Raw genomic sequence first — 13827 nt, 5'->3', positions numbered from 1 at the left:
CACCGGGGCGGTCTGAGCCCCGCGTCCCGCTTGGCGCCGGGACGGTCTGAGCCCCGCGTCCCGCTTGGCACCGCGACGGCCTGAGCCTCGCTTCCCGCTCGGCGCCGGGACGGGTCTGGGCCCCGATCCCCGCTTGACGCCGCGACGACCTGAGCCCCGATCCCCCTTTGCGCGGCACCGGGGCGCCGCCTTGCCCACCCTGCCGCCCCAGGCGGCAGATTGCCCAAGGCGGTTGCGGCCGACCGCGGCGGGTGGGGAGGCGGGCTGGGGGCGGGTGGCCCGAGGCGGGTACGGCCGACCGCGACGTGTGGGGAGACGGGCCGGAGGCGGGTTGCCCCAAGGCGGTGACAACCGATCGCGACGGGCGGGGAACCGGGCCGGCGGCGGCTCGCCCAAGGCGGTGCGGCACCCCGTGGGGCCGACGCCCCCGGAGGGGGCGGGTGGGTGGGAGATGGGCGGGGAGCGGGCAGGGGCCCTGGCCTGCGGGTGCGTGGGCAAACTCAAGCCCGTGTCGCGGGTGGGTCACTCAGGCCCGTGTCGCGGGTGGGTCACTCAGGCCCGTGTCGCGGGTGGGTCACTCAGGCCCGTGTCGCGGGTGGGCCATTCAGGCCCGTGTGGCAGGTGAATCAATCAGGCCCGCGCGGCGGGTGGGCCGATCAAGCCCCGCCGGCGATTGAGGCGCGGGGACCGGGGCAGAGCCCCGCGACCGCGACGACGGTGCCGCGCGCCCAGGTGTCAGGCCCCGACCGCGGAGCGGTACGTCGGGTCCAGGTCGCGGACCTCCGCGGAGAGGTGCACCCCCGCCGGCTCCTTGATGTGGGCCGGCAGCGCCGCGAGAACCGCCTCCGCGAGCGCCGTCTTCGCCTCCTCCGTCCGCCCCGCGAGCAACGCGATCTCCACGTGCACGAGGGACGCGGGCCCCTCCCCGACCACCGTGGTCCCGACCTCGCGGAACCGCGTCTTGCACGCGGGGGTCCGCGCCGCCACGATGTCGACGGCGGCCTGGTGCACGGCCCCGGCGAGCCCCGCCCGGTCGAGCCGGTCGTCGAGGTCCGCGGAGTGGTCGACGGTGATCTGCGGCATGGCTGCCCTCCGAGGTGTCGTGGTGCGTGCGCGCGTACCCGCACGCGTGTCGGCGCCAACCTTCACCCGTGAGCGCCCGCCCGCACAATCACGTCCCGCCCAGCGGACGCCCGGCCGGACACCCGGTCACCCCGGAGCGCGCCGCAGGGCGAGGAGCGCGATGTCGTCGGCACGGTCGCGGCCGAACCGGGCGAGGAGCGCGTCGCACAGCTCACCGGGGTCCTCGGGCGCGGCCGAGGCGGCGAGGCTCAGTTGCTCCAGGGAGACGGACAGGTCGATGCCGCGGGTCTCGACGAGGCCGTCGGTGACCATGAGGAGGCGGGCGCCGGGCCCGAGGTCGAGCACGGTGGGTTCGGGATGCGGCAGCCCGAGCCCGAGCAGCGGCCCCGCCGCCCGCGCGTAGTGGGCCGCGCCGCCGACCGGCACGACGAGCGGCGGAATGTGCCCCGCGTTGGCGACCCGCGTACGGCCCGTCGCGGGGTCGACGAGGGCGAGGCACAGCGTGGCGGTGAGCTGCGGGTGGTAGTGCTGGAGCAGCCGGTCGAGCCGGGTCACCAGGTGGGCGGGGCGCGGGTCCTCCAGGCAGTAGGCGCGCAGCGCGTGCCGCAGCTCGACCATCACGGTCGCCGCGTCGAGGGAGTGCCCCACGACGTCGCCGACGCCGACGAGCACCCCCTCGGGCGTGGGCAGCGCCGCGTAGAAGTCGCCGCCCATCTCGGCCTCCTGGGAGGCGGGCTCGTAGCGGAAGTCGACGTCCAGGCCCGCGAAGGCGGGCAACTGGGACGGCAGGAAGTTGTGTTGCAGCGTGTGGGCGACATGGCGTTCCTGCTCGTACAGGACGAGGGGTTCCGCGGCGAGCGCGATGGCGCGGGCGAGCTGGGCGACGAGTGGCCCCCGCCTGCCGTCCGGGTCGTCGAAGTCGGGCGTGGCGAGGCAGACGGGGAACCGGCCGTCGCGGGTGCGGGAGAGGGTGAGCCGGGCGCCGCCGGGCCCGAAGTAGGCCTGCGGCCACGCGGCTCCGGGGCGCAGCGTGGTGCGCACGCCGCCGGGCCGGCAGCGGATCTTCCGCACCTGCTCGACGGCCCGCTCGCGCGCGGCGGCGTCCGGCCCCTCGGCTGCCGGGGCGCTCCGGGACAGGCCCGTGTGCACCGCGCCGTGGTCGCCGAGGACGAAGACGGCGGCGTCGCCCCCGGTGAGCCGGGCCGTCGCGGCGGCCGCCGTCCGGGCGAGTTCCGCGAGGTCGCGGGCGCCCTGTACGTCGACGACGGCCCGGGACAGCAGGGTGAGGTGGTCGAACTGGGCCTGGGTGTCGGTGAGTTCCCGGGCTCCGCGGAGCGCGGCGCGCACCACGGCGCGGATCTCCTCGGGTTCGGCGGGCACCGTCAGATAGGCCTCGCCGCCCGCGTCGAGCGCCCGGCAGCGGTCCGCCGGGACCGAGGGGCGGGCGGAGAAGTGCACGACGGGGATCCCGGCGAGCGAGGGCAGCGCCTTCACCCTGCGGCACAGCTCGAACCCGCTGAGGTCGGGAAGGCCGACGTCCACGAGCGCCACATCGGGCAGCGCCCCCGCACGCAGCCGCACATCGAGCTCGACGAGTGCCTCGCCCGCGGAGCCGACGGGGACGACGACGTGGCCCGCCCGCCTCAGGACGGCGCCCAGGGCGTACCGATTGGCGGCGCTGTCGTCGACCACCAGGACGGTGCAGCCGACGTCTGTCCCGGGTTGCTGAACCATGACGTTCACGAGAAGGCCCCTCAGGAGCGGAGCGTTGCCGGCCCCCTCGGCCTGCAACGCACCAAACTACCGCCGGACACCCGTGCGGCGGCCCGCCCTTCGTCCGGTTCACCGTTCCGGGTGGCGGCGGCCCAACCCGGCTTGCCCGCCCGGCACTTCCCGTTCGGTGGGCAATGCGGCGAGTGACGGGTAAGGTCGCGTCCCGTGACCGCACGCCTAGCCGACATCGCAAGCCAAGCGGGGGTCAGCGAAGCGACCGTCAGCCGCGTGCTCAACGGGAAGGCGGGGGTCGCCGCGGCCACCCGCCAGTCCGTCCTCGCCGCCCTCGACGTGCTCGGCTACGAGCGCCCCGTGCGCCTCAAGCAGCGCAGCGCGGGCCTGGTCGGCCTGATCACCCCGGAGCTGGAGAACCCGATCTTCCCGGCGCTCGCCCAGGTCGTGGTGCAGGCCCTGACCAGGCAGGGCTACACCCCGGTCCTGGCCACCCAGACGCCCGGCGGCTCCACCGAGGACGAGCTGACGGAGATGCTCGTAGACCGCGACGTCAGCGGCATCATCTACGTCTCCGGGCTGCACGCCGACACCACCGCCGACACGCAGCGCTACGAACGCCTGCGCGGCCAGGGCGTCCCCTTCGTGCTCGTCGACGGGTACGCGCCGGGGGTCGCGGCGCCCTTCATCTCGCCGGACGACCGGGCCGCGGCCCGGCTCGCGGTGACGCATCTGCACTCGCTCGGCCACACCCGGATCGGCCTGGCCGTCGGTCCGCGCCGCTTCGTCCCCGTACAGCGAAAGATCGAGGGCTTCGTACGCTCGATGGCGGAGCGGCTCGACCTGCCGGGGGACGAGATCGAGCACGAACTCGTGCAGCACTCCCTCTACACCCTGGAGGGCGGGCAGGCCGCGACGGCGGCGCTGCTCGACCGCGGGTGCACGGCGGTGGTCTGCGCGAGCGACATGATGGCGCTCGGTGCGATCAGGGCGGTGCGGGAGCGCGGCATGGACGTGCCGAAGGACGTGTCCGTGGTGGGTTTCGACGACTCCCCGCTGATCGCGTTCACCGATCCGCCGCTGACCACGATCCGCAAGCCGGTGCACGCGATGGGTCAGGCGGCGGTGCACACGCTCCTCGAGGAGGTCGGCGGCACGCCCGCGCCCCCGAGCGAATTCGTGTTCATGCCGGAGCTGGTGGTGCGGGGCTCCACGGCCGCGTCGGCAGCGGTGTCCGTAGGGGTTCGGCATCGTCCGTAGGGCGTAGCGGGTGCGCCCGTGACCCGCCCAAGGGATGATCGGACGTGGGGTCGCAATCTGGCAGACTCTGTGCCTATGGGTGAAACGACCGTGACGACACGTGAAGGCCGCAAAGGGGCCACTTCATCACCCATCGCGGAAGACCGCGCGGGGCGTCGCCTTCGGGTGCCGCGGCGTCCGCGGCTCTGGTTCGAGATCCTGCTGATCGCGGTGAGTTACTACACGTACTCGCTGATCCGCAACGCGGTCCCGGAGCAGAAGGCACAGGCGCTGCGCAATGCCGACTGGATCTGGCGGGCCGAGCACCACCTCGGCATCGCCGTCGAGCAGGCAATCAACCATGCCGCGAATTCGGTGAGTTGGCTCATCGTCGGCATGAACTACTACTACGCGACACTGCACTTCGTCATCACGTTGGGCGTCCTGGTGTGGCTGTTCCGCTGCCATCCCGGCCGCTACGCGGCGACCCGTCTCGTGCTGTTCGCGACGACGGCGGTCGCTCTCGTCGGTTACTACTTCTATCCGCTGGCGCCACCGCGCCTGATGAGCGGCGGCGGTTTCGTCGACACGGTCGCGGTGCACCAGACCTGGGGCTCGATGGCCTCGGGCAACCTGAAGAACATGTCGAACCAGTACGCGGCGATGCCGTCGATGCACATCGGCTGGTCGCTGTGGTGCGGCATGACCATCTTCGCGCTCGCCTCGGTCCCGTGGGTGCGGGTCCTCGGGCTCGTGTACCCGGCGCTGACCCTGGTGGTCATCGTGGCGACCGCGAACCACTTCTGGCTCGACGCGGTGGGCGGCCTGCTGTGCCTGGCGTTCGGGTTCGCGGTGGCGCGGGCCTGGTACGGGGCGCTGCCGTACGCGCTGCCGCGCCTTGTGACCCCACCACTATTGCCGGTCAAGGCTTGAAGCCTGTCGCGAGGAGGTGCGGCGCCGCACGGTGCCGCCCCTCCCCCGTGTCTCAGGCGCCCCGGTGCGTGATCCGGCCGTCCGTCACCGTGAGGACGACGGGGGCCTCGGCGACCTCGTCCGCGGGGGCCGCGACCGGGTCGGGGCCGAGGACGGTGAGGTCCGCGCGCAGGCCGACCGCGATCCGGCCGCCCTCCGCCGCCTGACCTGCGGCGCTCGCCGCGTGCGAGGTGACGCCCTCCAGCGCTTCGAGCCCGGTGAGCCCCTGCGCGGGGCCCGCCGCACCCTCGGGCACCCGCGCCGTGGCGAGCACGTTGCGGGCGTCGTAGTGGGCGATCGGCCAGTCGGAGCCGAGGGCGAGCACGGCGCCGGCGTCCCGCAGGTCGCGGGTGCGCCAGGCGCGGGCGGCCCGCGCGTCACCGAGCCGCTTGGACCACTCGTCGCTGTGGTCGCCCTTCGTGTACGCGGTGTGCGGGGGCTGCATCGACGCGGCGACGCCGAGCGCGGCGAACCGCGGGACCGTGTCGTCGGGCACGGACTCGATGTGCTCGATGCGGTGCGCGTTCCGGCCGCTCGCCCCGAGCGCCTCGATGGTGTCGAGGGCGTGCCGGACGGCGGCGTCCCCGATGGCGTGCGTCGCGGTCCGCACCCCGGCGGCGTGCAGGTGCCGTACGGCGTCGCTGTACGCGGCCGGGTCCGGCCAGAACGCGTCGGTGCCCTGCCCGTGGCAGTCGGCGTGCTCCAGCCAGGCGGTGCCGCCCTCGACGGTGCCGTCCATGAAGAACTTGACCCCGCCGACCCGCCAGCGCCGCCCGCCGAGCTTCTGCAGCGCGACCAGCTCGTCGAGCCCGGCCCGGTCCACGCCCGGCATGCACCAGGGCGAGACGGTGAGCCGCAGCGGCAGCTCGGCCTCCTCCTCCACGGCGGCCAGCAGGTCGAGCCCCGAGCCGTCCATGACGTGGGCCCCGGTGAGACCGGTGGCGGCCATGGTGCCGAGCAGTTCGACGAGTCCGGCGCGGCGGTCCTGCTCCGAGGCCCGGGGCGCGACCTCGTACACCAGGTCCATGGCGGCGTGCTCGACGAGGTACCCGGTGGGCCGCCCGTCGCCGTCGCAGACGATCTCGGCCCGCTGGGCGAACTCCCGCGGCCCCGTGATCCGCGCGGCGTCCAGGGCGGCGCCGCTGACCAGCGCGGAGTGGCCGTCGTACAGCCGCAGGAAGGCGGGCGCGCCGCCGAGCACGTCCTCGATGAGCTCGCGGTGGATGGGCCGCCCCTCGAAGGCGTTGTGGTCGAGCCCCCACCCGACGACCCACCCGTCGAGCCGGGCTGCTGTGCGCAGGGCCGCCCGGAGCGCGTCGAGGTCCTGTACGCCGCTGAGGTCGACGCCGGTGGCCAGCTCCAGGCCCCAGACGGGGTGGCTGTGGGAGTCGACGAACCCGGGGAGGACGTGGGCGCCGGCGAGGTTCAGCCGTTCGGTGCGGGGGCCTTGCCAGGCGCGTACGAGATCGTCCGTGTCGCCCACAGCCACGATGCGGCCTCCGGCCACGGCCAGGGCGGTTGCCTCCGGCTGGGCCGGGTCGAGGGTGCGGATGTGGGTGTCGGTGAGGAGGAGGTCGGCGGATGCCATGGTGCGGTTCGCTCCGTTTCTGGACAACGGTGTTGCGTCGGCGGATGCGGTTCTGTTCGTGGCTGGGTTTGCGCCCCGCGGCGGAGCCGCACAAGGACACAGCCCCGCGCCCCTGAAAAGCAGATCCTTGCGCCCGGGCGGCCATGTCAGCCGCTGTGGCGACGAGTAGATCTTTCAAGCCCCGCTCTCGGACGAGAGCCGGCGGGGTCCGGGGCAGAGCCCCGTGACGTCGGCCCCGTTACCGGCCGAACCGTTCGTACGTCTCCGGACGGGACCGCTTCAGCCGCCAAGCCAGCGCCAGCCCCAGCACGAACACCGCCGGTGCCACCGCCAACAGGATCCAGTTGACCAGCGGGGACGCCCCCGTGAAGAGGTCGATGTGCGTGGCCACCAGCCCGATCGCGACGGCCAGGAGGACCGTCGCCACGACCGGCGCGACGACCGTCCGCAGCACACCCTCCTGGTGCGTGATCCGGCGGAAGAAGAACGGGACGGCGAGCGCCGCGAGGAGCTGGAGGGCCATCAGACCCAGCATTCCCGGGGTGTTGACCCACAGCAGCAGCTGGTCGTACGGGTCCGCGCCCGCCGCCCAGAACCCGAGCACGACGACCCCGCCGAGGACCGTCTGCGCCAGCCCGGCGACGTACGGGGACCGGTGCTTGGGGTGGATGCGGGCGAGCGCGCGCGGCAGCACGCCCTCGTCGGCGAGCGCGAGGGCGTACCGGTTGATGGCGTTGTGGAAGGCGAGGAGGGAGGCGATGACGCTGGTGACGATGAAGACGTGCATCAGGTCCGCCGCCCAGCCGCCGACGAAGGCGGTGATCGCGGTGAAGAAGAGGTTCGCCGGGTCGTCGCCCGCCGCCTTCACCACCTGCGCGTCGCCGAAGGACTGGATGGCGATCCAGACGGTGAAGGCGTAGAAGAGGCCGAGGAAGGCGACCGCGATGTACGTGGCGCGGGGCACGGTGCGGTCCGGGTCGCGGGCCTCGCGCCGGTAGATGACGGTCGACTCGAAGCCGGTGAACGCGGCGAACGCGAAGGCGAGGACGGCCGCGGTGCCGGGCACGAGGACGTTGCCGGGCGCGAAGGAGGCCAGGGAGAGGCCGTGCGCGCCGCCCTTGAGGAGCACGCCGCCCGCGAGCAGGATCAGGATGCCGGTCTCCGCGACGAGCAGGACGCCGAGCACCTTGGCGCCGAAGTCGATCGAGCGGAAGCCGCCGTACCAGATCAGGGCCAGGCCCACGAGGGAGACCGGCAGCCAGGGCACGTCCGCGCCGAACAGGGAGTGCACGGTGTCCTGGGTGGCGGAGCCGAGGAGTCCGTAGACGCCGATCTCCATGCCGTTGTAGCCGACCATGGCGAGCAGCGCCGCCCCGATGCCCGCCGGTTTGCCGAGGCCCTGCGCGATGTACGAGTAGAAGGCGCCGCCGCCGGTGACGTGGCGGCTCATCGCGGTGAAGCCGACGGCGAAGACGGCGAGGGTGATGCCGGCGAGCAGGTATCCGGCGGGCGCTCCGACGCCACCGAGGGAGATGGCGATGGGCGCGACGCCCGCCATGACGGTGAGCGGGGCGGCGGCGGAGACGACGAAGAACGCGATGTCGGACGTGCCGAGGCTGCCTGTGCGGAGGCCGGGCTGTGCGCTCGGCGGGGCGTTCTCGGTCTTCGGGGAAGTCACGGTCATGCGGCAGGAAGCCCCTCTGGCGGACGGCCCGGACTGCGGACGGGCGTAAATCTAAAGGCTTTTGGTTTTCGCAATGTAACCTCCCGTTGGGCATACGGGAAGACCCGATTTTGTGGAGCCACTGAGGAGGGAGCTGGATGGGGCGGCCGCGCACACCCCTCCTCGACCGGGAGCGGATCACCACGGCGGCGCTCGCCGTCGTCGATGAGAAGGGCGAGTTCAGCGTCCCGCAGGTGGCGCGCAGGCTCGGCGTGCAGACGGGCTCGCTCTACCACCACGTCGACGGCCGCGACGGCATCGTCGAGCTGCTGCGCGAGCGGATCTGCTCCGCGATCGACGAGACGCCGCTGACCTCCGACCTCCCGTGGGACGAGGCGATCGCCGGGTGGGCCCGCTCCTACCGCGCCGCGTTCGCCGCGCACCCCAAGGCGATCCCGCTCCTGACGACCCACCCGGTGCGGGCGCCGCGGGTGCTCGCGCAGTACGAGCTGGGGGTGGCGCTGCTGCTCGACGCGGGGTTCGCGCTGCCGGACGTGATGCCGGTGATCATCGCACTCGACAACATGGTGCTCGGTTCGGCGCTCGACATGGCGGCGCCCGACACGATGTGGGAGCCGACGGAGGAGGGTCTGACCCCGATGCTCGAACGGGCCCTCGCCGCCGGGCCCGAGGGCCGCACGGACGCGGCGTTCGAGCTGGCGCTCGCCGGGTTCGTCACGCACTGCCGGGTGCTGCTGGACGCATAAGGGCGCCGTAGGGTTCCGGGACCTTCGTCCCGCGCGTTCACGACCGATGGCATCTGCCGCGGGGGCCCGGCCGGGAGGATCGTCGGAGGTCCAGACCTCGACGGTACGGACGGAGGGCCGGTCTCATGGCCACGGCGACGGAATCGGTGCGCAAGGACACGACGAGCGCGAGGGTGGCGGCGCCGGGCGACGCGTCCCACCCCTTCGGCGCGCTCCAGCGTAAGCACGCGCCCGCGGACGAGCGGACAGCCCTGGCGACCGCCCACGCCCACCGGGGGCCTTCCGGGCTGCCGTGGCTGTCGGCGACGACGTCGGCGAAGATCGCCTGACACCGGCACCGCCCCCACGCCACGGAGCTCCGCCCCGGCCCCGCGCCTCAAACGCCGGCGGGGCTTGATTTGCCCACCCGCCGGCGGGGCTCAATAGGTGCCGCCCCGCCTTGGGCAATCTGCCGCCTAATGGGGTCTCCCCTGCTCGGAGCTTGTCGGAGAGCTTGGGGAAGGCAGGGTGGGCAAGGCGGCCCCCGGTGCCGCGCAACGGAACAACGGGCGCCGACCCCGGCACGGCCGCCAACCCCGGCGCCGCGCAACCGGAACACCCGACGCCCGCGCAGCCCCGCTCACCCGTCGTAGAACCGCTGCTCCATAACGGCCCGCGCGCGCCGCGTCGTGCGCCGGTAGTCGTCCAGCATGTCCCCGACGTGCCCGGGGTCGTACCCCAAGTACCGCCCCACCGCGCCGAGTTCACGCCCGTCCGACGGAAACGTGTCACCGGGCCTGCCGCGCACCAGCATCACGGCGTTGCGCACACGCGCGGCGAGGACCCACGCCTCGTCGAGGATCGCCGCCTCCTCCGCCGGGATCAGCCCGGCGGCACACGCGGCGGCGAGGGCCTCGCGCGTGCGGGTGGTGCGCAGACCCGGTTCCGCCCAGCCGTGCCGCAGCTGCATCAGCTGCACCGTCCACTCGACGTCGGACAGCCCACCACGCCCCAGCTTCGTGTGGAGCGTGGGGTCGGCGCCGCGCGGCAGCCGCTCCGATTCCATGCGGGCCTTGAGGCGGCGGATCTCAAGCACGGCATCGTCGCCCAGCCCCTCGGCGGGATAGCGCAGCGGGTCGACCAGGTCGATGAACGCGCGGCTCAACTCCTCGTCACCTGCGACGGGTTGGGCCCGCAGCAGCGCCTGCGACTCCCAGACAAGCGACCAGCGCCGGTAGTACGCCTCGTAGGACTTGAGAGTGCGCACGAGCGGTCCCGACTTGCCCTCGGGGCGCAGGTCCGCGTCGATGAGCAGCGGCGGATCGGCGCTCGGCAGGGCGAGCAGCCGGCGCATCTCGGAAACGACCTTGTTGGCGGCCTGCGCGGCCTCGTGGTCGTCGACGCCCTCGCGCGGCTCGTGCACGAACAGCACGTCGGCGTCGGAGCCGTAGCTCAGCTCGTGCCCGCCGAAGCGGCCCATGGCGATGACGGCGAACCGGGTGGGCAGCGTGTCGCCCCAGCCGTCCCGGACCACGGCGCGCAGCGTCCCGCCGATGGTCGCGGCGGTCAAGTCCGATACGGCGGCGCCCACTTGGTCCACCAGAGCGCCCTGGTCGGCGACGGCGGGGGTGTCCTCGGTGCCGTACGAGGCGATGATGTCGGCGGCGGCCGTCCGCAGCAGCTCCCGGCGGCGCACCGCGCGCGCCGAGGTGACCGCCTGCTCGCCGCCGTCCGCGCGCCGCACCGCCGCGAGCACTTCCTGCTCCAACTGGGCGTGCCCGCGCGGCTCCAGGCCCCGCTCGTCGCCGAGCAGCGCCACCGCTTCGGGGGCGCGCATGAGGAGGTCGGGGGCGAGGCGTCCGGCGGACAGGATCCGCGCGAGGTTCTCGGCGGCGGCGCCCTCGTCGCGCAGCAGCCGCAGGTACCAGGGCGTCTTGCCGAGCGCGTCCGAGACGTTGCGGAAGTTGAGGAGTCCCGCGTCCGGGTCGGCGGAGTCCGCGAACCAGCCGAGCAGCACCGGGAGCAGCGTCCGCTGGATGGCGGCCTTGCGGCTGACGCCGGAGGCCAGCGCCTCCAGGTGGCGCATGGCGGCGCTCGGGTCGGCGTACCCGAGCGCGACGAGGCGCTCGCGGGCGGCATCGGCACGCAACCGGGTCTCACCGGGGGCGAGTTGGGCGACGGCGTCGAGCAGCGGCCGGTAGAACAGCTTCTCGTGCAGGCGGCGGACGACGGACGTGTGCCGCTTCCAGGCCCGCTTGAGGTCCGTGATGGGTTCCGTGCGCATGCCCATCGAGCGGCCGATGCGGCGCAGGTCGGCATCGTCCTCGGGCACCAGGTGGGTGCGGCGCAACTTGTAGAGCTGGATGCGGTGTTCGAGCGTGCGCAGGAACCGGTACGCGTCGTCGAGCTGCACGGCGTCGACCCGGCCCACGTAGCCGCCGTCGGCGAGCGCGGCGAGCGCGTTCAGAGTCGTGCCGCTGCGCAGCGCGGAGTCCGCGCGCCCGTGCACCAACTGGAGGAGCTGCACGGCGAATTCGACGTCGCGCAGGCCTCCGGGGCCGAGCTTCAGCTCGCGGTCCACGTCGCCGACCGGGATGTTCGCGACGACCCGCTTGCGCATCTTCTGCACGTCGGGCACGAAGTTCTCCCGCTCGGACACCTGCCACACCATCGGCGAGACGGCCGCGACGTACTCCTCGCCGAGGTCGAGGTCGCCGGCGACCGGGCGGGCCTTGAGCAGCGCCTGGAACTCCCAGGTCTTGGCCCAGCGCTGGTAGTAGGCGAGGTGCGAGGAGAGGGTGCGTACGAGCGGCCCGTTGCGCCCCTCGGGGCGCAGGTTGGCGTCGACCGGCCAGATGGTGCCCTCGACGGTGGTGTCGGAGCAGATCCGCATCATGTGCGAGGCGAGCCGGGTGGCGGCCTGGATCGCCTTGCCCTCGTCGGCGGACCCGTCGGCGGGCTCCCCGACGAAGATGACGTCGACGTCGGACACGTAATTCAGCTCGTGGCCGCCGCACTTGCCCATCGCGATGACGGAGAGCCGGCACAGCGCGGCGTCGGCGGGGGACGCCGTGCGGGCGATGGCGAGGGCCGCGCGCAGGGTGGCCGTCGCCAGGTCGGCGAGTTCGGCGGCGGTCTGGGTGATGTCGGTCGTGCCGCACACGTCGCGGGCGGCGATGGACAGCAGGCAGCGCCGGTAGGCGACGCGCAGCGACACCTCGTCGGTGGCCTCGGCGAGCCCCTGCTCGAACTCCTCCACACCGGGGTGCAGATCGTTCGACTCGTACGTGACCAGGGCCCGCCAGTCCTTCGAGTGCCGGGCCAGGTGGTCGGCCAGCGCCTCGGAGGAACCGAGCACGCCGAGCAGCCGGTCGCGCAGCGGTTTCGCCGCGACGAGCGTGTCGAGCAGTTCGCGCCGCGCCGTCTCGTCGTCCTGCGCCTCGACCAGCCTGACGAGTCCGAGCAGCGCCAGGTCCGGGTCGGCGGCGCCGCCGAGCGCGTCCAGGAGCAGCGGGTCGGCGCGCACGGCGGACAGGGCGGGGGCGTCGAGCAGCCGCTCGGCGGTGGACGGATCGGTGAAGCCGAGTCGCAGCAGCCGGGTGAAGGTGCTGCTTCTGCGGCCGCCCGTCCACCGTCCCCCTTCGTGCGGCACCGACATCATCGCCCGGCCTCCTGTTCGATCAACGGTGGCCTTGAGCCTACTGCGCTGCGAGCCGCACCGATGAGTTGTGGCGGCGTGGCAGGTCCCCACTTGTGTACGAGTGGCCACGTACAAGGAAAGGACCGCCCACGATGGAGTACGACGCCCACACCGACGCCGGCCCGCCGCACACGTCGATCGACCCGCGCTACAGCTCCCCCGGCGCCGAACCCACCCCATGGGCGACGGCCGAACGGCTGCTGACCGGCGCCGAACTGTTCTGGATCTCCACGGTGCGCCCCGACGGACGCCCCCATGTCACGCCGCTCATCGCCGTCTGGCTGGACGGCGCCCTGCACTTCACCTCCGGCGAGCGCGAGCGCAAGTCGCTCAACGTCGCGGAGAACCCCGAGGTCGTCCTCACCACCGGCACGAACGCCTGGGCCGCGGGCTTCGACGTGGTGGTCGAGGGGCGGGCGGTGCGGATCACCGAAACGGAACGGCTGCGTTCCCTCGCCAAGGCGTGGGAGGCGAAGTACGGTCCGGCTTGGCACTTCGAGGTCCGTGCCGACGGCGCGTTCCAGGGCCAGGAAGGACCCTCCCTGGTCTACGCGGTGACGCCGCGCACGGTCTTCGGCTTCGGCAAGGGCGACCAGTTCACGCAGACCCGCTGGCGGTTCGAGTGACCGCCGCGCACCCGATGAGAGGACAGGCCATGGAGTGGACCCTTGAGGTGATCGTCGTCCCCGTCTCCGACGTGGACCGCGCCAAGGACTTCTACGCGAACAAGGTGGGCTTCAAGGTCGACCTGGACAGCCAGGTGGCCCCCGGCATCCGCATCGTGCAGCTGACGCCGCCGGGCTCGCGCTGCTCGGTCTCCCTGGCGGAGGGCCTGCCCGGGGCGCCCGGCCAGCAGCCCCTGGCCCCCGGCTCGCTCACCGGCCTCCAGGTCTGCGTCACCGACATCGCGGCGGCGCGCGAGGAACTGCTGTCGCGCGGCGTCGACGTGAGCCCGGTGCAGCACGCGGGGCCGCAGGGGTGGCAGGAGGGCCCCGGCGAGGTGTGGAACTCGTTCATGTTCTTCACGGACCCGGACGGCAACGGCTGGACGGTCCAGGAGGCACCGGCCCCCCTGTCGGAACGCTGAGCACCGGTGTCCACGGGGGCCCGG

Annotated in this window: 11 protein-coding genes; 6 read left to right on the top strand and 5 right to left on the bottom strand. The window is 73.4% G+C overall.

Translation table 11 applies throughout. The annotated features are described in order from the left end of the window. Nucleotides 1-735 precede the first annotated feature (735 nt). Nucleotides 736-1083, bottom strand: coding sequence for a 5-carboxymethyl-2-hydroxymuconate Delta-isomerase (locus ACFV9W_RS32780; RefSeq protein WP_385768484.1), 348 nt, complete (start codon nt 1081-1083; stop codon nt 736-738). Between the two features lie 126 nt (nt 1084-1209). Then, a complete protein-coding gene (locus ACFV9W_RS32775) occupies nt 1210-2817 on the bottom strand; it encodes a SpoIIE family protein phosphatase (RefSeq protein WP_385768482.1) in 1608 nt (535 codons plus the stop codon). Between the two features lie 204 nt (nt 2818-3021). On the opposite strand from ACFV9W_RS32775, the gene ACFV9W_RS32770 reads away from it, so the two are divergent. Next, entirely contained in the window at nt 3022-4068 is a 1047-nt protein-coding gene (locus tag ACFV9W_RS32770) for a LacI family DNA-binding transcriptional regulator (RefSeq protein WP_385768480.1), read from the top strand. A 75-nt stretch (nt 4069-4143) separates the two neighbouring features. Then, nucleotides 4144-4980, top strand: coding sequence for a phosphatase PAP2 family protein (locus ACFV9W_RS32765; RefSeq protein WP_385768477.1), 837 nt, complete (start codon nt 4144-4146; stop codon nt 4978-4980). Nucleotides 4981-5032: 52 nt separating this feature from the next. Here the strand turns inward: ACFV9W_RS32765 and ACFV9W_RS32760 are convergent, their stop codons facing one another. Together ACFV9W_RS32760 and ACFV9W_RS32755 are read right to left on the bottom strand one after the other, a co-directional pair. Further along, nucleotides 5033-6607, bottom strand: a complete 1575-nt coding sequence (locus ACFV9W_RS32760) for an amidohydrolase (RefSeq protein ID WP_385768475.1) — start codon at nt 6605-6607, stop codon at nt 5033-5035. A gap of 238 nt (nt 6608-6845) precedes the next feature. After that, nucleotides 6846-8291: an APC family permease gene (locus ACFV9W_RS32755; RefSeq protein WP_385768472.1), complete on the bottom strand. Its 1446-nt coding sequence runs from the start codon at nt 8289-8291 to the stop codon at nt 6846-6848. Nucleotides 8292-8428: 137 nt separating this feature from the next. Between ACFV9W_RS32755 and ACFV9W_RS32750 the strand changes: the two genes are divergently transcribed. Together ACFV9W_RS32750 and ACFV9W_RS32745 are read left to right on the top strand one after the other, a co-directional pair. Continuing rightward, entirely contained in the window at nt 8429-9037 is a 609-nt protein-coding gene (locus ACFV9W_RS32750) for a TetR/AcrR family transcriptional regulator (RefSeq protein ID WP_385768469.1), read from the top strand. A gap of 125 nt (nt 9038-9162) precedes the next feature. After that, nucleotides 9163-9366, top strand: coding sequence for a hypothetical protein (locus ACFV9W_RS32745; RefSeq protein ID WP_385768466.1), 204 nt, complete (start codon nt 9163-9165; stop codon nt 9364-9366). 290 nt (nt 9367-9656) lie between these two features. Here ACFV9W_RS32745 and ACFV9W_RS32740 read toward each other — a convergent pair whose 3' ends face one another. Continuing rightward, the gene (locus ACFV9W_RS32740) at nt 9657-12674 is read right to left on the bottom strand and encodes a bifunctional [glutamine synthetase] adenylyltransferase/[glutamine synthetase]-adenylyl-L-tyrosine phosphorylase (protein ID WP_385768463.1); all 3018 of its coding nucleotides are present in this window, start codon (nt 12672-12674) and stop codon (nt 9657-9659) included. Nucleotides 12675-12808: 134 nt separating this feature from the next. Here ACFV9W_RS32740 and ACFV9W_RS32735 point away from each other — a divergent pair, with 134 nt between their 5' ends. Both ACFV9W_RS32735 and ACFV9W_RS32730 read left to right on the top strand, forming a co-directional pair. Next, nucleotides 12809-13342 (top strand): pyridoxamine 5'-phosphate oxidase family protein, encoded by a 534-nt coding sequence (locus ACFV9W_RS32735; RefSeq protein ID WP_385768460.1) that lies wholly within the window; start codon nt 12809-12811, stop codon nt 13340-13342. A 29-nt stretch (nt 13343-13371) separates the two neighbouring features. Continuing rightward, a complete protein-coding gene (locus ACFV9W_RS32730) occupies nt 13372-13803 on the top strand; it encodes a VOC family protein (RefSeq protein ID WP_385768457.1) in 432 nt (143 codons plus the stop codon). Nucleotides 13804-13827 lie beyond the last annotated feature (24 nt).

Origin of the sequence: Streptomyces sp. NPDC059897, assembly GCF_042730865.1 — a bacterium.
GTDB lineage: Bacteria > Actinomycetota > Actinomycetes > Streptomycetales > Streptomycetaceae > Streptomyces.
The sequence above is the reverse complement of the archived record's forward strand: the minus strand, read 5'-3'. Positions and strand labels throughout refer to the sequence as shown.

Excerpts from the sequence above, each read along its gene's own strand:
- ACFV9W_RS32780 (WP_385768484.1), bottom strand. The coding sequence starts at position 1,083 with ATGCCGCAGATCACCGTCGACCACTCCGCGGACCTCGACGACCGGCTC.
- ACFV9W_RS32775 (WP_385768482.1), bottom strand. The coding sequence starts at position 2,817 with ATGGTTCAGCAACCCGGGACAGACGTCGGCTGCACCGTCCTGGTGGTC.
- ACFV9W_RS32765 (WP_385768477.1), top strand. The coding sequence starts at position 4,144 with ATGGGTGAAACGACCGTGACGACACGTGAAGGCCGCAAAGGGGCCACT.
- ACFV9W_RS32760 (WP_385768475.1), bottom strand. The coding sequence starts at position 6,607 with ATGGCATCCGCCGACCTCCTCCTCACCGACACCCACATCCGCACCCTC.
- ACFV9W_RS32755 (WP_385768472.1), bottom strand. The coding sequence starts at position 8,291 with ATGACCGTGACTTCCCCGAAGACCGAGAACGCCCCGCCGAGCGCACAG.
- ACFV9W_RS32750 (WP_385768469.1), top strand. The coding sequence starts at position 8,429 with ATGGGGCGGCCGCGCACACCCCTCCTCGACCGGGAGCGGATCACCACG.
- ACFV9W_RS32745 (WP_385768466.1), top strand. The coding sequence starts at position 9,163 with ATGGCCACGGCGACGGAATCGGTGCGCAAGGACACGACGAGCGCGAGG.
- ACFV9W_RS32740 (WP_385768463.1), bottom strand. The coding sequence starts at position 12,674 with ATGTCGGTGCCGCACGAAGGGGGACGGTGGACGGGCGGCCGCAGAAGC.
- ACFV9W_RS32735 (WP_385768460.1), top strand. The coding sequence starts at position 12,809 with ATGGAGTACGACGCCCACACCGACGCCGGCCCGCCGCACACGTCGATC.
- ACFV9W_RS32730 (WP_385768457.1), top strand. The coding sequence starts at position 13,372 with ATGGAGTGGACCCTTGAGGTGATCGTCGTCCCCGTCTCCGACGTGGAC.